Source organism: Pseudomonas sp. SED1 (genome assembly GCF_034044025.1).
Taxonomy (GTDB): domain Bacteria; phylum Pseudomonadota; class Gammaproteobacteria; order Pseudomonadales; family Pseudomonadaceae; genus Aquipseudomonas.
This window is the reverse complement of the sequence record NZ_JAXCIS010000056.1, coordinates 1-16,521: the sequence shown is the minus strand read 5'-3', so window position 1 is coordinate 16,521 and position 16,521 is coordinate 1. Positions and strand designations below refer to the sequence as shown.

The following is a 16,521-nucleotide window of genomic DNA, read 5'->3' as shown; positions in this document are numbered from 1 at the left end:
GCGCTGTTTTGTATTACTGCGAAGTCTTCGCCATTTGCTTGTCCGACGTACGCCAGATCAAACGCGTGGTGTCATACCCCTGTTGCCGCGCCCTGCTCAGCAGGTCTTCGCGGGTGTCGGCGCTGACTGTCGGCGTGCGGGACAACAACCACATGTAGCGCCGGCTCGGGCTGCCGACAATGGCGGTCTTGTAGTCATCGCTGACGTACAGCACCCAGTAATCGCCCTTGGCCACGCCCGGCAACAGCGAGGTAAACCAGTTATTGAATTCGACCCACAGCTTGTCGGTCTTGCCGGCGACCTGCGGCGTGGCCGTGCCCTTGGCTTCTTGCCATTCCCACTCAGGCGTCAGGCAGCGGTTGAACACCGACATATTGCCATCGGGCAGCAGCGTGTAGCGGGCTTCGGACTGTGCGCAATTGCGCTGGAAGTACATCGGCAAACGGGCCAACTCATACCAGGTGCCCTGGTAACGCTTGAGGTTGACGCTGCCGACAGTCTTGGGTTGCAGATCATCGCCAGAATGGCTGGCGCAGCCCGCCAAAAACAGGCTGGCGCAGAGGTATAGAACGAAACGCATCATGTTGTTTTTCTCCCGCAGGCTTTCGCCCCGGTTTACTTCAGGCCTTGCCCGGAAAAAATCAGTACTTTGTCACCGGCATATTGCACGCTGATAAAGCTGTTTTTATCGCCCCAGGTGCAACTGGACATACCCAGTGCGCCGGAACAATCAGTCGGCTTACCCAGCAACGACTCCACTTCGGCCTTGGGCATGCCGGCCGACAGTTTTGCGTAATTTTCTTGAGTGACCTTGCTGCAAGCGGCCAGAAGCACGCAAAACGACAACAGGGCGAGACGGCGTAACGACATGGAAAAACTCCTGGAGAGACGAAGCAGCTTGGGGGGTCTGCCAGAAGCTTAGAAGGGAAAAGGGGTTTCTGGTTCCCGACGAGCGAAAACAAAAAAGCCCCGAAAACGCTGAAACGTTTCGGGGCTCAATCAAGCGAATCAAATTACTGTAGGAGCGAGCTTGCTCGCGAAAAATGTTCAGCCGGCGCGGGCAACCAGGCAGCCCGTGTCATCGTTAACGCTCTTCGCGAGCAAGCTCGCTCCTACAGGTCACCAGGCTTACGCCTTGTGGTAACCGGTCACACGCTCGACTTCTTCCTTCGAACCCAGGAACACCGCCACGCGCTGGTGCAGGCCTTCCGGCTGGATGTCGAGGATGCGCTGGTGGCCGTCGGTGGACGCACCGCCCGCCTGTTCAACCAGGAACGACATCGGGTTGGCTTCGTACATCAGGCGCAGCTTGCCCGGCTTGGACGGCTCGCGGCTGTCACGTGGGTACATGAACAGGCCACCACGGGTCAGGATGCGGTGCACGTCGGCAACCATCGCCGCTACCCAGCGCATGTTGAAGTTCTTCTTCAACGGGCCTTCTTCGCCTGCCATCAACTCGCCTACATAGCGGGTAACCGGCTCTTCCCAGTGGCGCTGGTTGGACATGTTGATTGCAAATTCCTGGGTGGACGCAGGAATGGTGATGTCTTCGTGGGTGAGCACGAAGCTGCCCATTTCACGGTCCAGGGTGAAGCCTTTGACGCCGTCGCCCAGGGTCAGTACCAGCATGGTCTGCGGGCCGTAGATCGCGTAACCGGCAGCTACCTGCTCGGTGCCTGGCTGCAGGAAGGCCTTTTCGTTCAGGGCTTCGTTCTGGCTCAGGTATTCGTTCGGGCAACGCAGTACCGAGAAGATGGTGCCGACCGGCGCGTTGATGTCGATGTTCGACGAACCGTCCAGCGGGTCGAATACCAGCAGGTACGCGCCTTTCGGGTATTTGCCCGGGATCTGGTAGGCGTTGTCCATTTCTTCGGACGCCATGCCGGCCAGGTGACCGCCCCATTCGTTGGCTTCGAGCAGGATTTCGTTGGAAATCACGTCGAGCTTTTTCTGCACTTCGCCTTGTACGTTTTCAGTGCCCATGCTGCCCAGGACACCACCCAGCGCGCCTTTGGAGACGGCATGGCTGATTTCCTTGCAAGCACGCGCCACCACTTCGATAAGGAAGCGCAGATCGGCAGGCGTGTTGTTGCTGCGGGTCTGCTCGATCAAATAGCGACTCAGGGTAACGCGGGACATGGAAGGCTCCGGAAATTGGGGGCTAAAAACCCGCGCAGTTTAACGCGAGTCGGGGCGTATTTCCTCCTATCAGAGGATTTAAACCCAATAGAGTTCATGGACTTTATTTAACGTGCCACCGGCGGCTTGCGCAGCAAACTGTAGGCCATGGCTCCAAGTGCCGCCACACCGAGCAGCAGCACGGCCCAAAGGCCGAGCTTTTTCCAGTTCGGCCCGGCATCGACAGGGGTCGCAACCGCAGGCGAAGTCACTACCGCCCCGCCCGCCACTTTGGCCTGCCCAAGCGCAGCCAGGCGTTCGGCGCTGTAATCCGGGATCAACGTCGACAGCGGCAAGTTCGCGCCCTTCACCGACGGATTGCCCAACGCCAAAGTGAACGGTGGCTCGCCCCGTGCCAGGAACACCAACTGCGTGGCCCGCACTGCAAAGCTCAAGGTCGGTGCCTCAACACCCAGGCCACCGCCGCGTTCGTCCACGTTGAGCTTGAGTTGCGCAACGGCCTGGCCGGGCAGCTGCAATTCGTTTTGTAAAACGTCCTGGCCATTTTGCGTCAGTCGATAGAGCAAGCCACTGCTCAAAGGCTGCCAAGCCTGATTGCTTTCCCGGCGGCCCGACAGAGTGACCGGTGCGAGGCTGTTGGGTTGGCTCAGGTCGATACGCAGACGTTCGACGTTCAGCGCGTTGGGCAACTGCCAGCTGTATTCACCGGCCTTGAGCCGGCTACCCGACAGTGGCTGCGACCACACCAGCGGCAACGGCAAGCTATGGGCACTGACACTCTCCAGCTGCGCCGACGTCAGCGTCGGTGCCGCCTGACCTTTCCACAGCAGGCGCAGATACCGCGCCGACTGCCCCGGCAGACTCACTTCATGCTGCTCGACGCGTTCGTCGGCAAACGACAGACGCGCCACCTGCCCTTCGCCCCAGGAGCGCCAGTGCTGCAAGTCGTCGCTGGCTTCGATGCTGAAGCGCTGGAAGCCGTCGCGCTCGCTGGTCCAGTCGAGGATCAGTTGCTGCAGCGGCGCCTTGATCCCACTGGCATCAAGCAACCAGCCGCGCAGCACTTCTTCGCCGGCCTCCAGTTGGCTGGGCGGCTGCACCTGCACCAGTGTGCCGGTCGCTGTGGATTGCACGCGCACGCTGGGCACTGCTTCAGCGGAGTCGGCCGCGGCGTACAGCGGGAACCACTTCACATTGGCCAGGCTGCGGCTTTCGGTGCTTTGCGCCGACTGCCGCGCCAGCGCGTAAGCCTGGGGCTCACCTGCCGCGTTGAACACCCGCACATCACTCAAGTCGGCCTGCCGGGCGCTTAATTGCACCGCCAGCGGCAGCTCCAGGCGATACCAAGGGCCTTCGCCGCTTACCGTCAGCGGTACCCGCGTGGTGAAATCGGCGGGCGTTTCCTGGGCCCAGGCCGACAATGTTGTGCACAACCCCAACAGCGCCACACTCAACTTGCCCATCAAGAGGCCACTCCTTCAGTTTCAACCACCGGCTCGGCGCGCTTGGGCGGCAGCGGAGCGAAATAGCCCACCACCAGCAACAAACCACCCACACCGATAAACGATACGATCCGCGCCAGCCCACCGCGGTTGCTCAATTCGACGAAGAACAATTTGGCGACCACCACGGCAATCAACGCCGCACCGATCAGCCACACCTCTCGCCGGTGACGCAGATGGCCACCGATCATCAGGCTCAGGGCAATCAGGGTCCAGACGATCGACAGCCCGGCCTGCACCAGCATCGACTCCAGCAGCGCATCCAGATGGAACGGCACGCCGCCCCAATGGTGAGCCGTGCGCATCACCAGGGCGGTGAAGAAGGCGAACAGAGAAACCCCGGCGACCGCTTGGGCGATCAGCTCGGCGCGCGGCCCGCGTTGCGGGGCGGCACTGCGGGACCACAGGTACACACCCAGCAGCGCGAACAATAATCCCAGATCCAGCGGGTTAAGCAGCGGCACGTACGGCAGCGGCTCGGCGGTGCCGTCGCTGAAGATATTCGCCAGCCAGAACCAGCCGAGCATCAGCACGGCCAGCGGCAGCGCGGCATACAACCGGTACTCGCGCGGGTACGCCGACACCGGCCATGGCCAACTGCGCGGCGCGGCGGCCAGCACCAGGTACAGGCTCGGCAGAATCGCCCAGCCCAACCAGCGCCAGGCGTTGTATTCCTCGGACAACAGCAACAGGCCGTAGCGCAACTCCAGCGCCAGCACGCCGATCAGCAGCCAGCAACCGAGCACATGCGCGGCGCTCAGGGCTTTCTCCGGAATGACCGAAGCCAGGCGCCGCAGCGACACGAAGTGCACCGCAAACACCGCCGCCCACGCCAGCCAGGCAAAATTCGCTGCCGGGTGATAACGCGAGCCCCACGCGCCCAGCAACACCACGCCCACCGCCGGCATCAACAGCGTGCACAACACGCCCAGCGACGCCCATTGCAGGCGCAGGGCCAACACTGCCCAGATCGCCACACTCACTGCCGCTACTGCCAACAGCCAAGTGCCTTGCAGCATCGACGGCGCAAAACGCAGCACTTCGCTGACCAACGCCAACGTCCACCAACCCGCGCCCCACACCAACAGCACGTCGGACAGCCGCTGCAAACTCAACGCTTCGAACACCGGCGCATGAGGCCGACGCTGCAAGCGCCAGGCACCGACCAGCGCTGCCAGCCCGAGCACCATCGGCGTCCAGAAGCCGCTATGACCCAAAGGACGCAAGCCTTCGCTGGTCAGCGGCCCGAGCAGGTCCGGCACCGCGATCAGGAACGACGCGCCGCCGATGATTTGCAGCAACAACCCAAAGACAAAACTGACGCGCTGTTGCAGATAGAGGCTCAGCCAGATGATCAACAAGCCGCTGGCCGCCCACACGCCGCTGGCGGTCTCCCAGGGCAGCACGAACAGCACCGCGACGTTGATCAGCACCAGCCCGGCCAACAGCACCACCGACAGGCCACGCAACAACCGCACATCGCTGCGCACCATGGTGTCCCGCGCTGCCAGCAACATGCCGCCGACCAACGCCAGGCCAATCAGCGAGGCGGTGAGCAAGCCGCTCCAGCCGGCACTGAACACCGCACCCGAATCAGTGCCCGCTTGAAGGCGCAGCAGGAACAGCGCCCCACCCAGCAACTGCACGGCAAACGCGGTGAAGAGGAACGTGCGCGAGCCGACCCGCAGACCGACCAGCAAGGTCGCAAGGCCCGCTATCGCCCAGCTGATGGCGGTACCTTGGGTCGACAGCAGCAGCGGTGCGAGCAGGTACAAGAAGCCCAGGCCGACACTGGCCAATACCGGCAAGCCACGACGTTCCCACTGCGCCGCCTGCTCAGTCGGGGCTTTGCGCAACTGGAAGAAACTGAACAGCAATGCCGCACCGAGCAGCAAGGCACCGAGCGGCGCGCCATCCAACAGACTGGTATCGCCAACCCGCAATTCGCTGAGGAACGCCAGCGCCGAGCCGACTTGCAACAGCAAGCCAAAAGCCCGTGCCAATGGCCGTTGCTGGCGCAGGCCAAGCCAGAAGATACCGGCGCCTTCCACGGCCCAGGCGGCCGCGGTCCAACGTGCGTCGAGGCCCAGGGGAATCGCCAGGCTGGCAAAGATCACACCCAGCGCCAGGCAGGTTTCCGCCAGCAGCAAGGCGCGACCACCGTTCAACAAACGGGCCAGGCCCATGTAGATAATGCCCAGGGCCAGCGCGCTGAACGCGGCGGCAAACTCCAGGTGCTGCACCAGCGCAAACTGCAACCCAAAGCCCACCAGCGGCGGGCCGAACAGCATGCTGCCGTCGACATAGTCGCCCTTGGCCGCCGACCAGCGCAGCAATGCACCACGGCTGTCATCGTCCGGTGCGTCGCGCATCTCCAGCAACTTGCGCCGGGCGAACAACAGGCCAATGCCCAGGTACATCAGGAAAAACACAATCAGGAACGGCTCGGTGCTCCACAACAGCTCCGGCGTATAGGAGCGCATGCCCCAGGCGAAGCCGATACCGAAGGTGCCGACAAAGCCGATCAGGTTCAGCAGGCGCCAGGCCTTGAACCAGGCGATGGCGAGAATGCCCGCGTTAAGCAGCGCGAAATAGCTGAACAGCGCCACATGGTTACCGGCGCCGGTAGACGTGAGGATAGGTGCGGCAAAACCGCCGAGTGCGGCGGCGCAAGCCAGGCCGAGGGCGTCCTGGGTAATCGCCAGGATCGCCGAGAACACCGTGACAGCCACCAGCAAGCCTAAGGCCGCACCGGGATCAAGCAGCGGATGCAGGCGCATCGCGGCGAACACCGTCAGGTACAACACGGCGATGCCGGTGCCTTGCAGCATCAATCCGTAATTGCTGTTGCGCAGCCGCAGCCACCACCCCAAACCCAGCAAGGCCAGTGCACAGCCGGCAACGCCCGCGTAACGCAGCTCGATCGGCACCACCATGCCTTCAGTGGCATAACGCAGCAGGAACGCCAGGCCGAGGAACAACAGCACCACGCCGACCCGCAGCACGGTGTTGCCGCCGAACAGCCAGTTGCGCGCGCCACTGATGGCGCGTTCGATGAAGTTGGGGCCGCGAGGTACCGCAGGCGTAGCAGGTTGTTCAGGGATTTTTTCGCTCGGCTCAGCCCTCCAGACGTCAGCCGGCAATGGCTGGCTGGGCTCGGCCGCCACGGTGGCGTAGGCGGGTTCCAGTTCGGCGGGTAATTCCCAAACGAGTTCGGGCGGCGCCGGTACCGGCAGCGGTTCTTCGACAAAGACAGGTTCGGGGGTTTCAACGGCACCCGGTCTTTCCAGCAAGGCCAGGCGTTGCTCGACTACTTTAAGGGCGCTCCTGGCAGACTCCAGCTGACGGCCTTGCTCCTCCGTACGCGAGGCAAGCATCGACAGGCGAATCGCCTGGCCAATGCCCAAACCGAGCAGCGCTCCAATGCCCGCATCACTGAACGACTCATCGAGCGTCCAGCCGAGCACCAGGCCAATCAGCATGAAAATCCATTGCATGGTCGATATCCCTAAGCAGCCCGAAGCGGGCAAAGGCGATGCTCAGTATATCGACACGGACCCCATGTGGGAGCGGGCTTGCTCGCGAAGGCGGTGGATCAGTCACAAATTTGTCGACTGACACTGCGCTTTCGCGAGCAAGCCCGCTCCCACATTTTGTATTGCGGTGTCTAATCCAACGCTTTCCAGATTTCCGTCGCATATTCCCGGATGGTCCGGTCCGACGAGAACCACCCCATGCGCGCGGTATTGAGCACCGCCGAGCGCCACCATTCCTTGGAATCGTGCCAATGAGCCTCGACCCGCGCCTGGGCGTCCCAGTAGGAATCAAAGTCGGCACAGACCAGGAAGCGGTCGTAGTCGATCAGCGAATCCACCAACCCGGCATAACGGCCCGGATCATCCGGTGAGAACACCCCGCCGCGAATCGCTTGCAGTACGTCGTTCAAGCGATGGGATGCGGCAACATCCGGCCCGGCATTGAATTCACCGGCATGTTTGCGCGCCTCCACCTGCTCGGCACTGAGGCCGAAGATAAACATGTGATCGGCGCCCACGCGCTCGTGCATCTCGACGTTGGCGCCGTCCATGGTGCCGATGGTCAACGCACCGTTGAGGCCGAACTTCATGTTGCTGGTGCCCGACGCTTCAAAGCCGGCAGTGGAAATCTGCTCCGACAGGTCGGCCGCCGGAATGATGCTTTCCGCCAGGCTGACGTTGTAGTTGGGCAGGAACACTACCTTGAGCAAACCGCGCACGGTGGGGTCGTTGTTGACGGTGCGGGCGATGTCGTTGGTCAGCTTGATGATCAGCTTGGCCTGGTGATAGCTGGCCGCTGCCTTGCCGGCGAAGATCTTCACCCGCGGCACCCAATCGGTGCCCGGCTCGGCACGGATCGCCTGGTACAGCGCGACGGTGTGCAGCAGGTTCAACAGCTGGCGCTTGTACTCGTGGATGCGTTTGACCTGCACATCGAACATCGCCGCCGGGTTGACTGAAATCCCCAGGCGCTCGTGAATAATGTCGGCCAGTGCCCGTTTACTGTGCAGCCGCTGCTCGGCGAAGGCTTTGCGGAACGCTTGCTTCTCGGCGAAGGTTTCCAGCTCAACCAAACGGGTTTCGGTGTTGTCGAGAATGTCCGGGCCCAGTGCTTCCACCAGCATCGCAGTGAGTTTTGGATTCGCCTGGAACAACCAGCGGCGGAACGTAATGCCGTTGGTTTTGTTATTGATGCGGTCCGGGTAGAGCTTGTGAAGTTCGGAGAACACCGTGCTGCGCATCAGTTGGGTGTGCAGGCCCGACACGCCGTTCACGCTGTGGGAACCAAGGAACGCCAGGTTGCCCATGCGCACGCGGCGGCCGTTGTCTTCTTCGATCAAAGACACTGCGCGCAGTACGTCGAAGTCGTGAATGCCTTTGGCCCGCAGCGAGTCGATGTGCTGGGCGTTGATCAGGTAGATGATCTGCATGTGCCGCGGCAGCATGCGTTCCATCAAGCCGACCGGCCAGGTTTCCAGCGCCTCCGGGAGCAAGGTGTGGTTGGTGTAAGACAGGGTTTCGACGGTCACGTCCCAGGCGGCATCCCACGGGATGTCGTGCAGGTCCACCAACTGGCGCATCAACTCGGCCACCGCAATCGACGGGTGCGTGTCGTTGAGCTGGATGGCCGCGTGTTCGCCCAGGCTCAGCACCGAGCCGTGCATGTTTTTGTGGCGACGCAGCAAGTCCTGCAACGAGGCGGAAACGAAGAAGTATTCCTGGCGCAGGCGCAGTTCCTGCCCTGCTTCGGTGCTGTCGGCCGGGTAAAGCACTCGGGAGATGCTTTCGGCGCGAGCCACTTCGGCGACAGCGCCCAGGTGGTCACCAGCGTTGAAGCGTTCCAAGTGCAGGTCTTCCACGGCACGGGCACGCCACAGGCGCAAGGTGTTGACGCTTGCACCACGCCAGCCGACGACCGGGGTGTCATACGCTACTGCGCGTACGGTTTCATTCGGTGACCACACCTGAATCGACTTGCCGGAAGCATCCAGCAGGGTTTCCACGCCACCGCCAAAGCCGATCGGGTAGATCACCTCGGCGCGCTCGAACTCCCACGGGTTGCCGAAATCCAGCCAGCGTTCGGTTTGTTCCTGCTGCCAGCCATCGACAATCGCCTGGCGGAACAAGCCGTGCTCATAACGAATGCCATAACCGTGGCCGGCAATGCCCAGGGTCGACATGCTTTCCATGAAGCACGCCGCCAGGCGACCAAGGCCACCGTTGCCCAGGGCCGCGTCGGGCTCCAGCAGGCGAATGCGCTCCATATCCACGCCCAGCTCGCTCATGGCCTCACGGGCCACGTCCAGCAAGCCGAGGTTGCTCAGGCTGTCGTAGAGCAGACGGCCGATCAGGAATTCCAGCGAGAGGTAATAGACCCGCTTCTGTCCCTTGCGGTAGATGTGCCGCGTGTGGTCCATCCAGTGGTCGACCATATGGTCGCGGGCGGCCAGTGCGATGGCTTCGAACCAGTCGTGGTCGAAGGCGTGATCGGGGTCCTTGCCCACCGCGTAGGTAAGTTTGGTCAAGACGGCATCGCGAAATGCGGCTACCTCTGCTTCTCGTACAAGCGGTTCCTGAGACATCAATGCGACCTCGGGCGAGATAGAAGGAGTTGCTAGAGCCTAGACGGTCTGACAGACGGTAGACGCTCTGGTTCGGCAGTTTTTTAACTCATTCACCTTTGCGTGATTTAGATGCAGGGGCCGTGCCCGTTTGTGGCCCGACGCAGCCTTCGAGCTGAAACCTGGAAGATATTGTTCAAAAAATCACCAATTCCGGTATGATCCCGCGCCGGATAACACCCCTCTTGGAAACCTGATGAAGCCTCAACTGATCGCCGCCGCGGAACTCGACCGTCTCGAGACCTGGCAGAAATACTCAAGCCATATGTGTGGCGGCTGTGTGTCGAGCTGCTGCACCCTGCCGGTTGAGGTGAAGATCAAGGACCTGATCCGCATCGGCATCGTCGATGAGTTCGAGCGAGGCGACCCGCCGAAGAACATCGCCAAGCGCTTGCAGAAGGAAGGCATCGTCGAGCGCTTCAATGCCAAATCCGAGATCTTTACCCTGCAGCGCATGAGCAACAACGATTGCCTGTATCTGGATCGTAAGAGCCGCTTCTGCACTATTTATGACAAGCGCCCGGATACTTGCCGCAATCACCCGAAAATCGGGCCGCGGCCGGGGTATTGCGCGTACAAGCCGAAGGAAGTGGTGCGCGAGACCAAGTTGCGTACGCTCGATAAGTTCTGATCCGAATGCTTTATTGCTTGAACTACCGCTTTCGCGAGCAAGCCCGCTCCCACATTTGAAATGCATTCCAAATGTGGGAGCGGGCTTGCTCGCGAAGAGGCCGGCACGGTCACCACACAATCCCCAGACAAACAAAAACGCCCCCGACCTTGCGGTCGGGGGCGTTTTTTTGCAGCTAACTAAAAGACTTAGTTACCGGCTTTTTTCGCAGCGCGGGTACGCTCGCTTTCGCCCAGGATCTTCTTACGAAGACGGATGGACTTAGGAGTGACTTCGCACAATTCGTCTTCTTGAACGAATTCCAGAGCCTGCTCCAGGGTGAAGCGGATAGGCGGAACCAGAGCGATGGTTTCGTCTTTACCCGAAGCACGCATGTTGTCGAGCTTCTTGCCTTTGGTTGGGTTAACGCCCAGGTCGTTGTCGCGGCTGTTGATGCCGACGATTTGACCTTCGTACACGTCTTCACCGTGACCCAGGAACAGTTTGCCGCGAGCTTGCAGGGTTTCCAGCGAGTAAGTCAGAGCCTTACCGGTAGCAACCGAAACCAGCACGCCGTTCTGACGGCCGGACATGTCGCCGGACTTCATCACGTCGTAACGGTCGAAGATCGAGGTCAGGATGCCTGCACCGGAGGTCAGGGTCAGGAACTCGTTACGGAAACCGATCAAGCCACGCGCCGGGATGTTGTACTCAAGGCGCACACGGCCCTTGCCATCCGGAACCATGTTGGTCAGGTCGCCTTTACGGATACCGATCTGTTCCATGATCGAACCTTGCGATTCTTCTGGCAGGTCGATGGTCACGTTTTCGTACGGTTCGTGCTTGACGCCGTCAACCATGCGGATGATCACTTCCGGACGACCAACACCCATTTCGAAGCCTTCGCGACGCATGGTTTCGATCAGTACCGAGAGGTGCAGCTCACCACGGCCGGAGACTTTGAACTTGTCGGCGGTGTCGCCTTCTTCAACGCGCAGGGCAACGTTGTAGAGCAGTTCTTTGTCCAGACGCTCTTTGATGTTACGGCTGGTGACGAACTTGCCTTCACGGCCGCAGAACGGCGAGTCGTTAACCTGGAAGGTCATCGAAACGGTTGGTTCGTCAACGGTCAGCGGCTTCATCGCTTCAACGTTCTGTGGGTCGCACAGGGTGTCGGAGATGAACAGCTGGTCGAAGCCGCTGATGCAGACGATGTCGCCGGCAGCTGCTTCTTCAACGTCTACACGGTGCAGACCGTGGTGACCCATCAGCTTCAGGATACGGCCGTTACGGCGCTTGCCATCAGCATCGATCGCCACAACCGGAGTGTTCGGCTTGACGCGACCACGAGCAATACGGCCAACGCCGATGATGCCCAGGAAGCTGTTGTAGTCCAGTGCGGAGATTTGCATCTGGAACGGACCATCGCGGTCGACTTTCGGCGCAGGTACGTTGTCGACGATCGACTGGTACAGCGGGGTCATGTCTTCAGCCATGTCGGTGTGTTCCAGACCGGCAATGCCGTTCAGGGCCGAGGCGTAGACGACTTTGAAGTCCAGCTGTTCTTCGGTGGCACCCAGGTTGTCGAACAGGTCGAAGATCTGGTCCAGAACCCAGTCCGGACGTGCGCCTGGACGGTCAACCTTGTTGATGACCACGATTGGACGCAGGCCGGCTTCGAAAGCCTTCTTGGTCACGAAACGGGTTTGCGGCATAGGGCCGTCTTGAGCGTCAACCAGCAGCAGAACGGAGTCAACCATCGACATTACGCGTTCAACTTCGCCGCCGAAGTCGGCGTGGCCCGGGGTGTCCACGATGTTGATGTGGTAGCCGTTCCAGTTGATGGCGGTGTTTTTCGCCAGAATGGTAATACCGCGCTCTTTCTCCTGGTCGTTGGAGTCCATCACGCGCTCGTCGTTGAGCTCGTTGCGCTCCAGGGTGCCGGATTGACGCAAGAGTTTGTCTACCAGGGTGGTCTTACCATGGTCAACGTGAGCAATGATGGCGATGTTGCGTAGATTTTCGATCACTTGTGTATCTCGATCAGAGGATTCGGTGTGCTGACAGGTCGTGGCAGCGATTAACAGTAGAGTCAGGCCTTGCCGTTACAGCTTGACGGCAGAGTCGGGGGGCCGGTGACGCAGGCCACAGGCAAACAGCCCCGGGCTCTTAGCTCGGTCGATAAACGCGCACATTGGCATGCCCCTCACTGAGCAAATGGTGGGCATGCAGGCGACTCATCACGCCTTTGTCGCAATACAACAGGTACTGACGGCTGTCATCCAGTTCCTTGAAACGCGCATTCAATGCATAGAACGGCAGCGTTTGTACGTCGATGCCAGCAATTTCCAGCGGCTCGTCTTCAGCGGCATCCGGGTGACGGATGTCGATGATGATCTGACCGGCCAGAGCCTCGCTGACTTCTTCGATTTGCAAATCCTGGCCCAATTCGTCAATAACCCGATCGATCGGCACCAGTTTGGCGTTCTCAAGCGCTCGCTCGAGAACTGCCATGTCGAACTGTTGTTCTTCGTACTCCACGCGGTTGCGTTTGGCGTGGGTCTTGGGGTTCACCGAGATGACCCCGCAATATTCCGGCATGTGCTTGGCGAAATCCGCCGTGCCGATCTGGGTCGCCAGGTCGATGATGTCTTGCTTGTGACTGGCGATCAGCGGGCGTAATACCAGCTTCTCGGTCACAGAGTCGATCAACGACAAGTTCGGCAGGGTCTGGCTGGACACCTGGGAAATCGCTTCACCGGTGACCAGTGCGTCGATTTCCAGCCGATCCGCGATTCGGGACGCAGCGCGCAACATCATACGCTTCAATACTACGCCCATATGACTGTTATCGACTTTCCCGAGAATTTCTCCCAGGACTTCCTCGAACGGTACGCTGACAAACAGCACCCGTTGCGAGCTGCCGTACTTCTTCCAGATGTAATGCGCGACTTCCATCACGCCCAATTCGTGTGCACGCCCGCCCAGGTTAAAGAAGCAGAAGTGGCTCATCAGCCCGCGGCGCATGATCTGGTAGGCCGCAACGGTGGAATCGAAACCGCCGGACATCAAGACCAGGGTCTGTTCCAGGGCACCCAGCGGGTAGCCGCCGATGCTGTCGTGCTGGCTGTGAATCACAAACAACCGTTGGTCGCGAATTTCCATCCGCACTTCAATTTGCGGCGCTTTCAGGGAAATTCCGGCGGCGCCGCACTCGCGACGCAGCTTGCTGCCCACGTATTTCTCGACATCCATGGAGGTGAAAGGATGCTTGCCGGCACGCTTGCAACGTACCGAAAAAACCTTGCCTGCCAGTACATCGCCGTAGTGCTGTTTGCACTTTTCGGTGATGTCGTCGAAGTCACCCAACGGGTACTCGTCGACCTGCAGGAAATGCGCGATGCCCGGCACGCAGCTCAGGCGCTCGGTCATGTCCTTCAAGGCCTTGGGGTCTGTGAGGCGGGTTTCCAGCTCGAGATTGTCCCACACACCGTTCACCACCACAGCCGGGTCCAGATCGCGGAGCACGGCACGGATGTTCTTGGCCAATTGACGGATGAAACGCATCCGTACCGGTCGGCTCTTGATGGTGATCTCGGGGAAGACTTTAACGATTAATTTCATGAAAACAGCGCGCGCAGGCCCAGCCGAAAAAGGGGGGCGCGGATTATAGCGGAAATCGCTCAAGGTTTAACCAGTTAATATGCACCGGACCTTTCACGCACCAAAACGGGTCATAAACGAAAATTCGCGCTACATTGCGGTGCGCATTTTCTTCCGCTTTAGCGGATTGCACCTTTATAGGGGCGTTTTTGTGGCAAAAAACCCATGTCGGGGCACTGGCATGCAATTTGCTCTCTTGTGAGGCAGGTTGCCTTGGTCGAGTATTCGCGCCGGCATCACCCACATTCTAAGGGCTACTCCACTACCCCAGCCCGAAGCCACCCGGAGGACACTATGTCGAAGTCGGTTCAACTCATCAAAGATCATGACGTCAAATGGATTGATCTGCGCTTCACGGACACAAAAGGCACTCAGCACCACGTGACCATGCCGGCTCGCGACGCGCTGGATGACGCCTTCTTCGAAGAAGGCAAAATGTTCGACGGCTCCTCCATTGCTGGCTGGAAAGGCATCGAAGCTTCCGACATGATCCTGATGCCGGACGACAGCACCGCCGTACTCGACCCGTTCACCGAAGACCCAACGCTGATCATCGTCTGCGACGTGATCGAGCCTTCGACCATGCAAGGCTACGACCGTGACCCACGTGCGATCGCCAAGCGTGCCGAGGAATACCTGAAGTCGACCGGTATCGGTGACACCGTATTCGTAGGTCCGGAACCAGAATTCTTCATCTTTGATTCGGTCAAGTTCAAGTCCGACATCTCTGGCTCCATGTTCAAAATCTTCTCCGAACAAGGTTCGTGGATGTCCGACCAGGACATCGAAGGCGGCAACAAAGGCCACCGTCCAGGTATCAAAGGCGGCTACTTCCCGGTTCCTCCGTTCGACCACGACCACGAAATCCGTACCTCCATGTGCAACGCCATGGAAGAAATGGGCCTGGTCATCGAAGTTCACCACCACGAAGTGGCGACTGCCGGCCAGAACGAAATCGGTGTGAAGTTCAACACCCTGGTTGCCAAGGCTGACGAAGTACAGACCCTGAAGTACTGCGTACACAACGTGGCTGATGCCTACGGCCGTACCGCTACCTTCATGCCTAAGCCTCTGTACGGCGATAACGGTTCGGGTATGCACGTTCACCTGTCCATCGCCAAAGATGGCAAGAACACCTTCGCTGGCGAAGGTTATGCCGGCCTGTCCGACACCGCCCTGTACTTCATCGGCGGCATCATCAAGCACGGTAAGGCCCTGAACGGCTTCACCAACCCGTCGACCAACTCCTACAAGCGTCTGGTCCCAGGTTTCGAAGCGCCAGTGATGCTGGCCTACTCGGCTCGCAACCGTTCCGCTTCGATCCGTATTCCTTACGTGTCCAGCCCTCGCGCTCGCCGTATCGAAGCACGGTTCCCGGATCCGGCAGCCAACCCGTACCTGGCCTTCGCTGCCCTGGTCATGGCCGGCCTGGACGGTATCCAGAACAAGATCCACCCAGGCGACGCCGCCGACAAAAACTTGTACGACCTGCCGCCTGAAGAGGCCAAAGAGATCCCACAAGTGTGCGGCAGCCTGAAAGAAGCCCTGGAAGAGCTGGACAAGGGCCGTGCGTTCCTGACCAAAGGCGGCGTGTTCAGCGACGACTTTATCGATGCCTACATCGCCCTGAAAAGCGAAGAAGAAATCAAGGTCCGCACCTTCGTACACCCACTGGAATACGAGCTGTACTACAGCTGCTGATCCGGTAGCGCTGCTTAACGTGGCGTGATGAAAAAAGGCCTCCTTCGGGAGGTCTTTTTTTTGCCCGCAAAACCCTGTGGGAGCGGGCTTGCCCGCGAAAAATCCAAAGGCACCGCATTTCTTCAATGTTTACGCGTTATCGTTAACGACCTTCGCGAGCAAGCTCGCTCCTACAGAAGAGGGTTCTGCCTTGAAATTCAAATTCGCCTTCATCTTGCTGGCCATTAGTGCCAGCGCATCCGCCGCGCCGCCCACCCTCGCCCCACTGCTCGACAGCATCGCCGAACGCCTGGCGATTGCCGACCAGGTGGCCCTGAGCAAATGGGACAGCCACAAGCCCGTCGAAGACCGTGCGCGGGAGCAGGACGTGATCGCCAGCGTCGTCGCCCAGGCGCCGAGCTACAAACTGGCACCGGCCCAGGCCGAGCAGTTTTTCTCGGCCCAGATCGAAGCGAACAAATTGGTGCAGTACGCCCACCTGTCCGATTGGCAGTTGCAAGGCAAGGCACCCAATGACCCACGCCCGGATCTGGTCGGCCAGATTCGCCCTAAACTGGACCTGCTGCAAAAACGCCTGCTGCAACAGCTGGCGGACTTCACCCCAGAGCGCACCAACCCGCAGTGTCCACAATGGCTGGCCCAAGCCAATCACACGGCTGCACATGACCCGCTGCACCAATTGGCGATGATCCGCGCCACCGCCGAGCTGTGCCTCTATAAAATCTAAAATTGCGAACCCCATCAAAATG

Annotated in this window: 11 protein-coding genes; 3 read left to right on the top strand and 8 right to left on the bottom strand. The window is 60.1% G+C overall.

Features of this window, described 5'->3' with window-relative positions:
• Positions 1-13: 13 nt before the first annotated feature.
• The 6 genes from SNL23_RS08085 to SNL23_RS08060 all read right to left on the bottom strand — a co-directional run bounded on the left by SNL23_RS08085 (position 14) and on the right by SNL23_RS08060 (position 9,759).
• Positions 14-583 (bottom strand): lipocalin family protein, encoded by a 570-nt coding sequence (locus SNL23_RS08085; protein WP_076018118.1) that lies wholly within the window; start codon positions 581-583, stop codon positions 14-16.
• Positions 584-615: 32 nt separating this feature from the next.
• Entirely contained in the window at positions 616-870 is a 255-nt protein-coding gene (locus SNL23_RS08080; RefSeq protein ID WP_003217986.1) for a hypothetical protein, read from the bottom strand.
• A 258-nt stretch (positions 871-1,128) separates the two neighbouring features.
• Complete coding sequence (locus tag SNL23_RS08075; RefSeq protein ID WP_003217989.1) at positions 1,129-2,139, bottom strand: class 1 fructose-bisphosphatase; 1,011 nt, start codon at positions 2,137-2,139, stop codon at positions 1,129-1,131.
• A 107-nt stretch (positions 2,140-2,246) separates the two neighbouring features.
• On the bottom strand, positions 2,247-3,602 hold the full coding sequence (locus SNL23_RS08070; RefSeq protein WP_076018119.1) for a DUF3999 domain-containing protein: 1,356 nt from the start codon (positions 3,600-3,602) through the stop codon (positions 2,247-2,249).
• Positions 3,602-7,138: a DUF2339 domain-containing protein gene (locus SNL23_RS08065; RefSeq protein WP_318301978.1), complete on the bottom strand. Its 3,537-nt coding sequence runs from the start codon at positions 7,136-7,138 to the stop codon at positions 3,602-3,604. The genes SNL23_RS08070 and SNL23_RS08065 overlap by 1 nt, the downstream gene beginning before the upstream one ends.
• Before the next feature lie 170 nt (positions 7,139-7,308).
• Positions 7,309-9,759 (bottom strand): glycogen/starch/alpha-glucan phosphorylase, encoded by a 2,451-nt coding sequence (locus SNL23_RS08060; RefSeq protein WP_076018121.1) that lies wholly within the window; start codon positions 9,757-9,759, stop codon positions 7,309-7,311.
• A 235-nt stretch (positions 9,760-9,994) separates the two neighbouring features.
• Between SNL23_RS08060 and SNL23_RS08055 the strand changes: the two genes are divergently transcribed.
• Positions 9,995-10,429: a YkgJ family cysteine cluster protein gene (locus SNL23_RS08055; RefSeq protein ID WP_076018122.1), complete on the top strand. Its 435-nt coding sequence runs from the start codon at positions 9,995-9,997 to the stop codon at positions 10,427-10,429.
• A gap of 188 nt (positions 10,430-10,617) precedes the next feature.
• On the opposite strand, the gene typA is transcribed toward SNL23_RS08055, so the two are convergent.
• Positions 10,618-12,438: a translational GTPase TypA gene (gene typA, locus SNL23_RS08050; RefSeq protein WP_076018123.1), complete on the bottom strand. Its 1,821-nt coding sequence runs from the start codon at positions 12,436-12,438 to the stop codon at positions 10,618-10,620.
• Positions 12,439-12,577: 139 nt separating this feature from the next.
• Positions 12,578-14,032 carry a tRNA uracil 4-sulfurtransferase ThiI gene (gene thiI / locus SNL23_RS08045; RefSeq protein ID WP_318301977.1) on the bottom strand — a complete coding sequence of 485 codons (1,455 nt, stop codon included), beginning with the start codon at positions 14,030-14,032 and terminating at the stop codon, positions 12,578-12,580.
• A gap of 333 nt (positions 14,033-14,365) precedes the next feature.
• Here thiI and glnA point away from each other — a divergent pair, with 333 nt between their 5' ends.
• Positions 14,366-15,772, top strand: coding sequence for a glutamate--ammonia ligase (gene glnA, locus SNL23_RS08040; RefSeq protein ID WP_076018125.1), 1,407 nt, complete (start codon positions 14,366-14,368; stop codon positions 15,770-15,772).
• A 190-nt stretch (positions 15,773-15,962) separates the two neighbouring features.
• Positions 15,963-16,499 carry a chorismate mutase gene (locus SNL23_RS08035; protein WP_167662996.1) on the top strand — a complete coding sequence of 179 codons (537 nt, stop codon included), beginning with the start codon at positions 15,963-15,965 and terminating at the stop codon, positions 16,497-16,499.
• Positions 16,500-16,521: the final 22 nt, after the last annotated feature.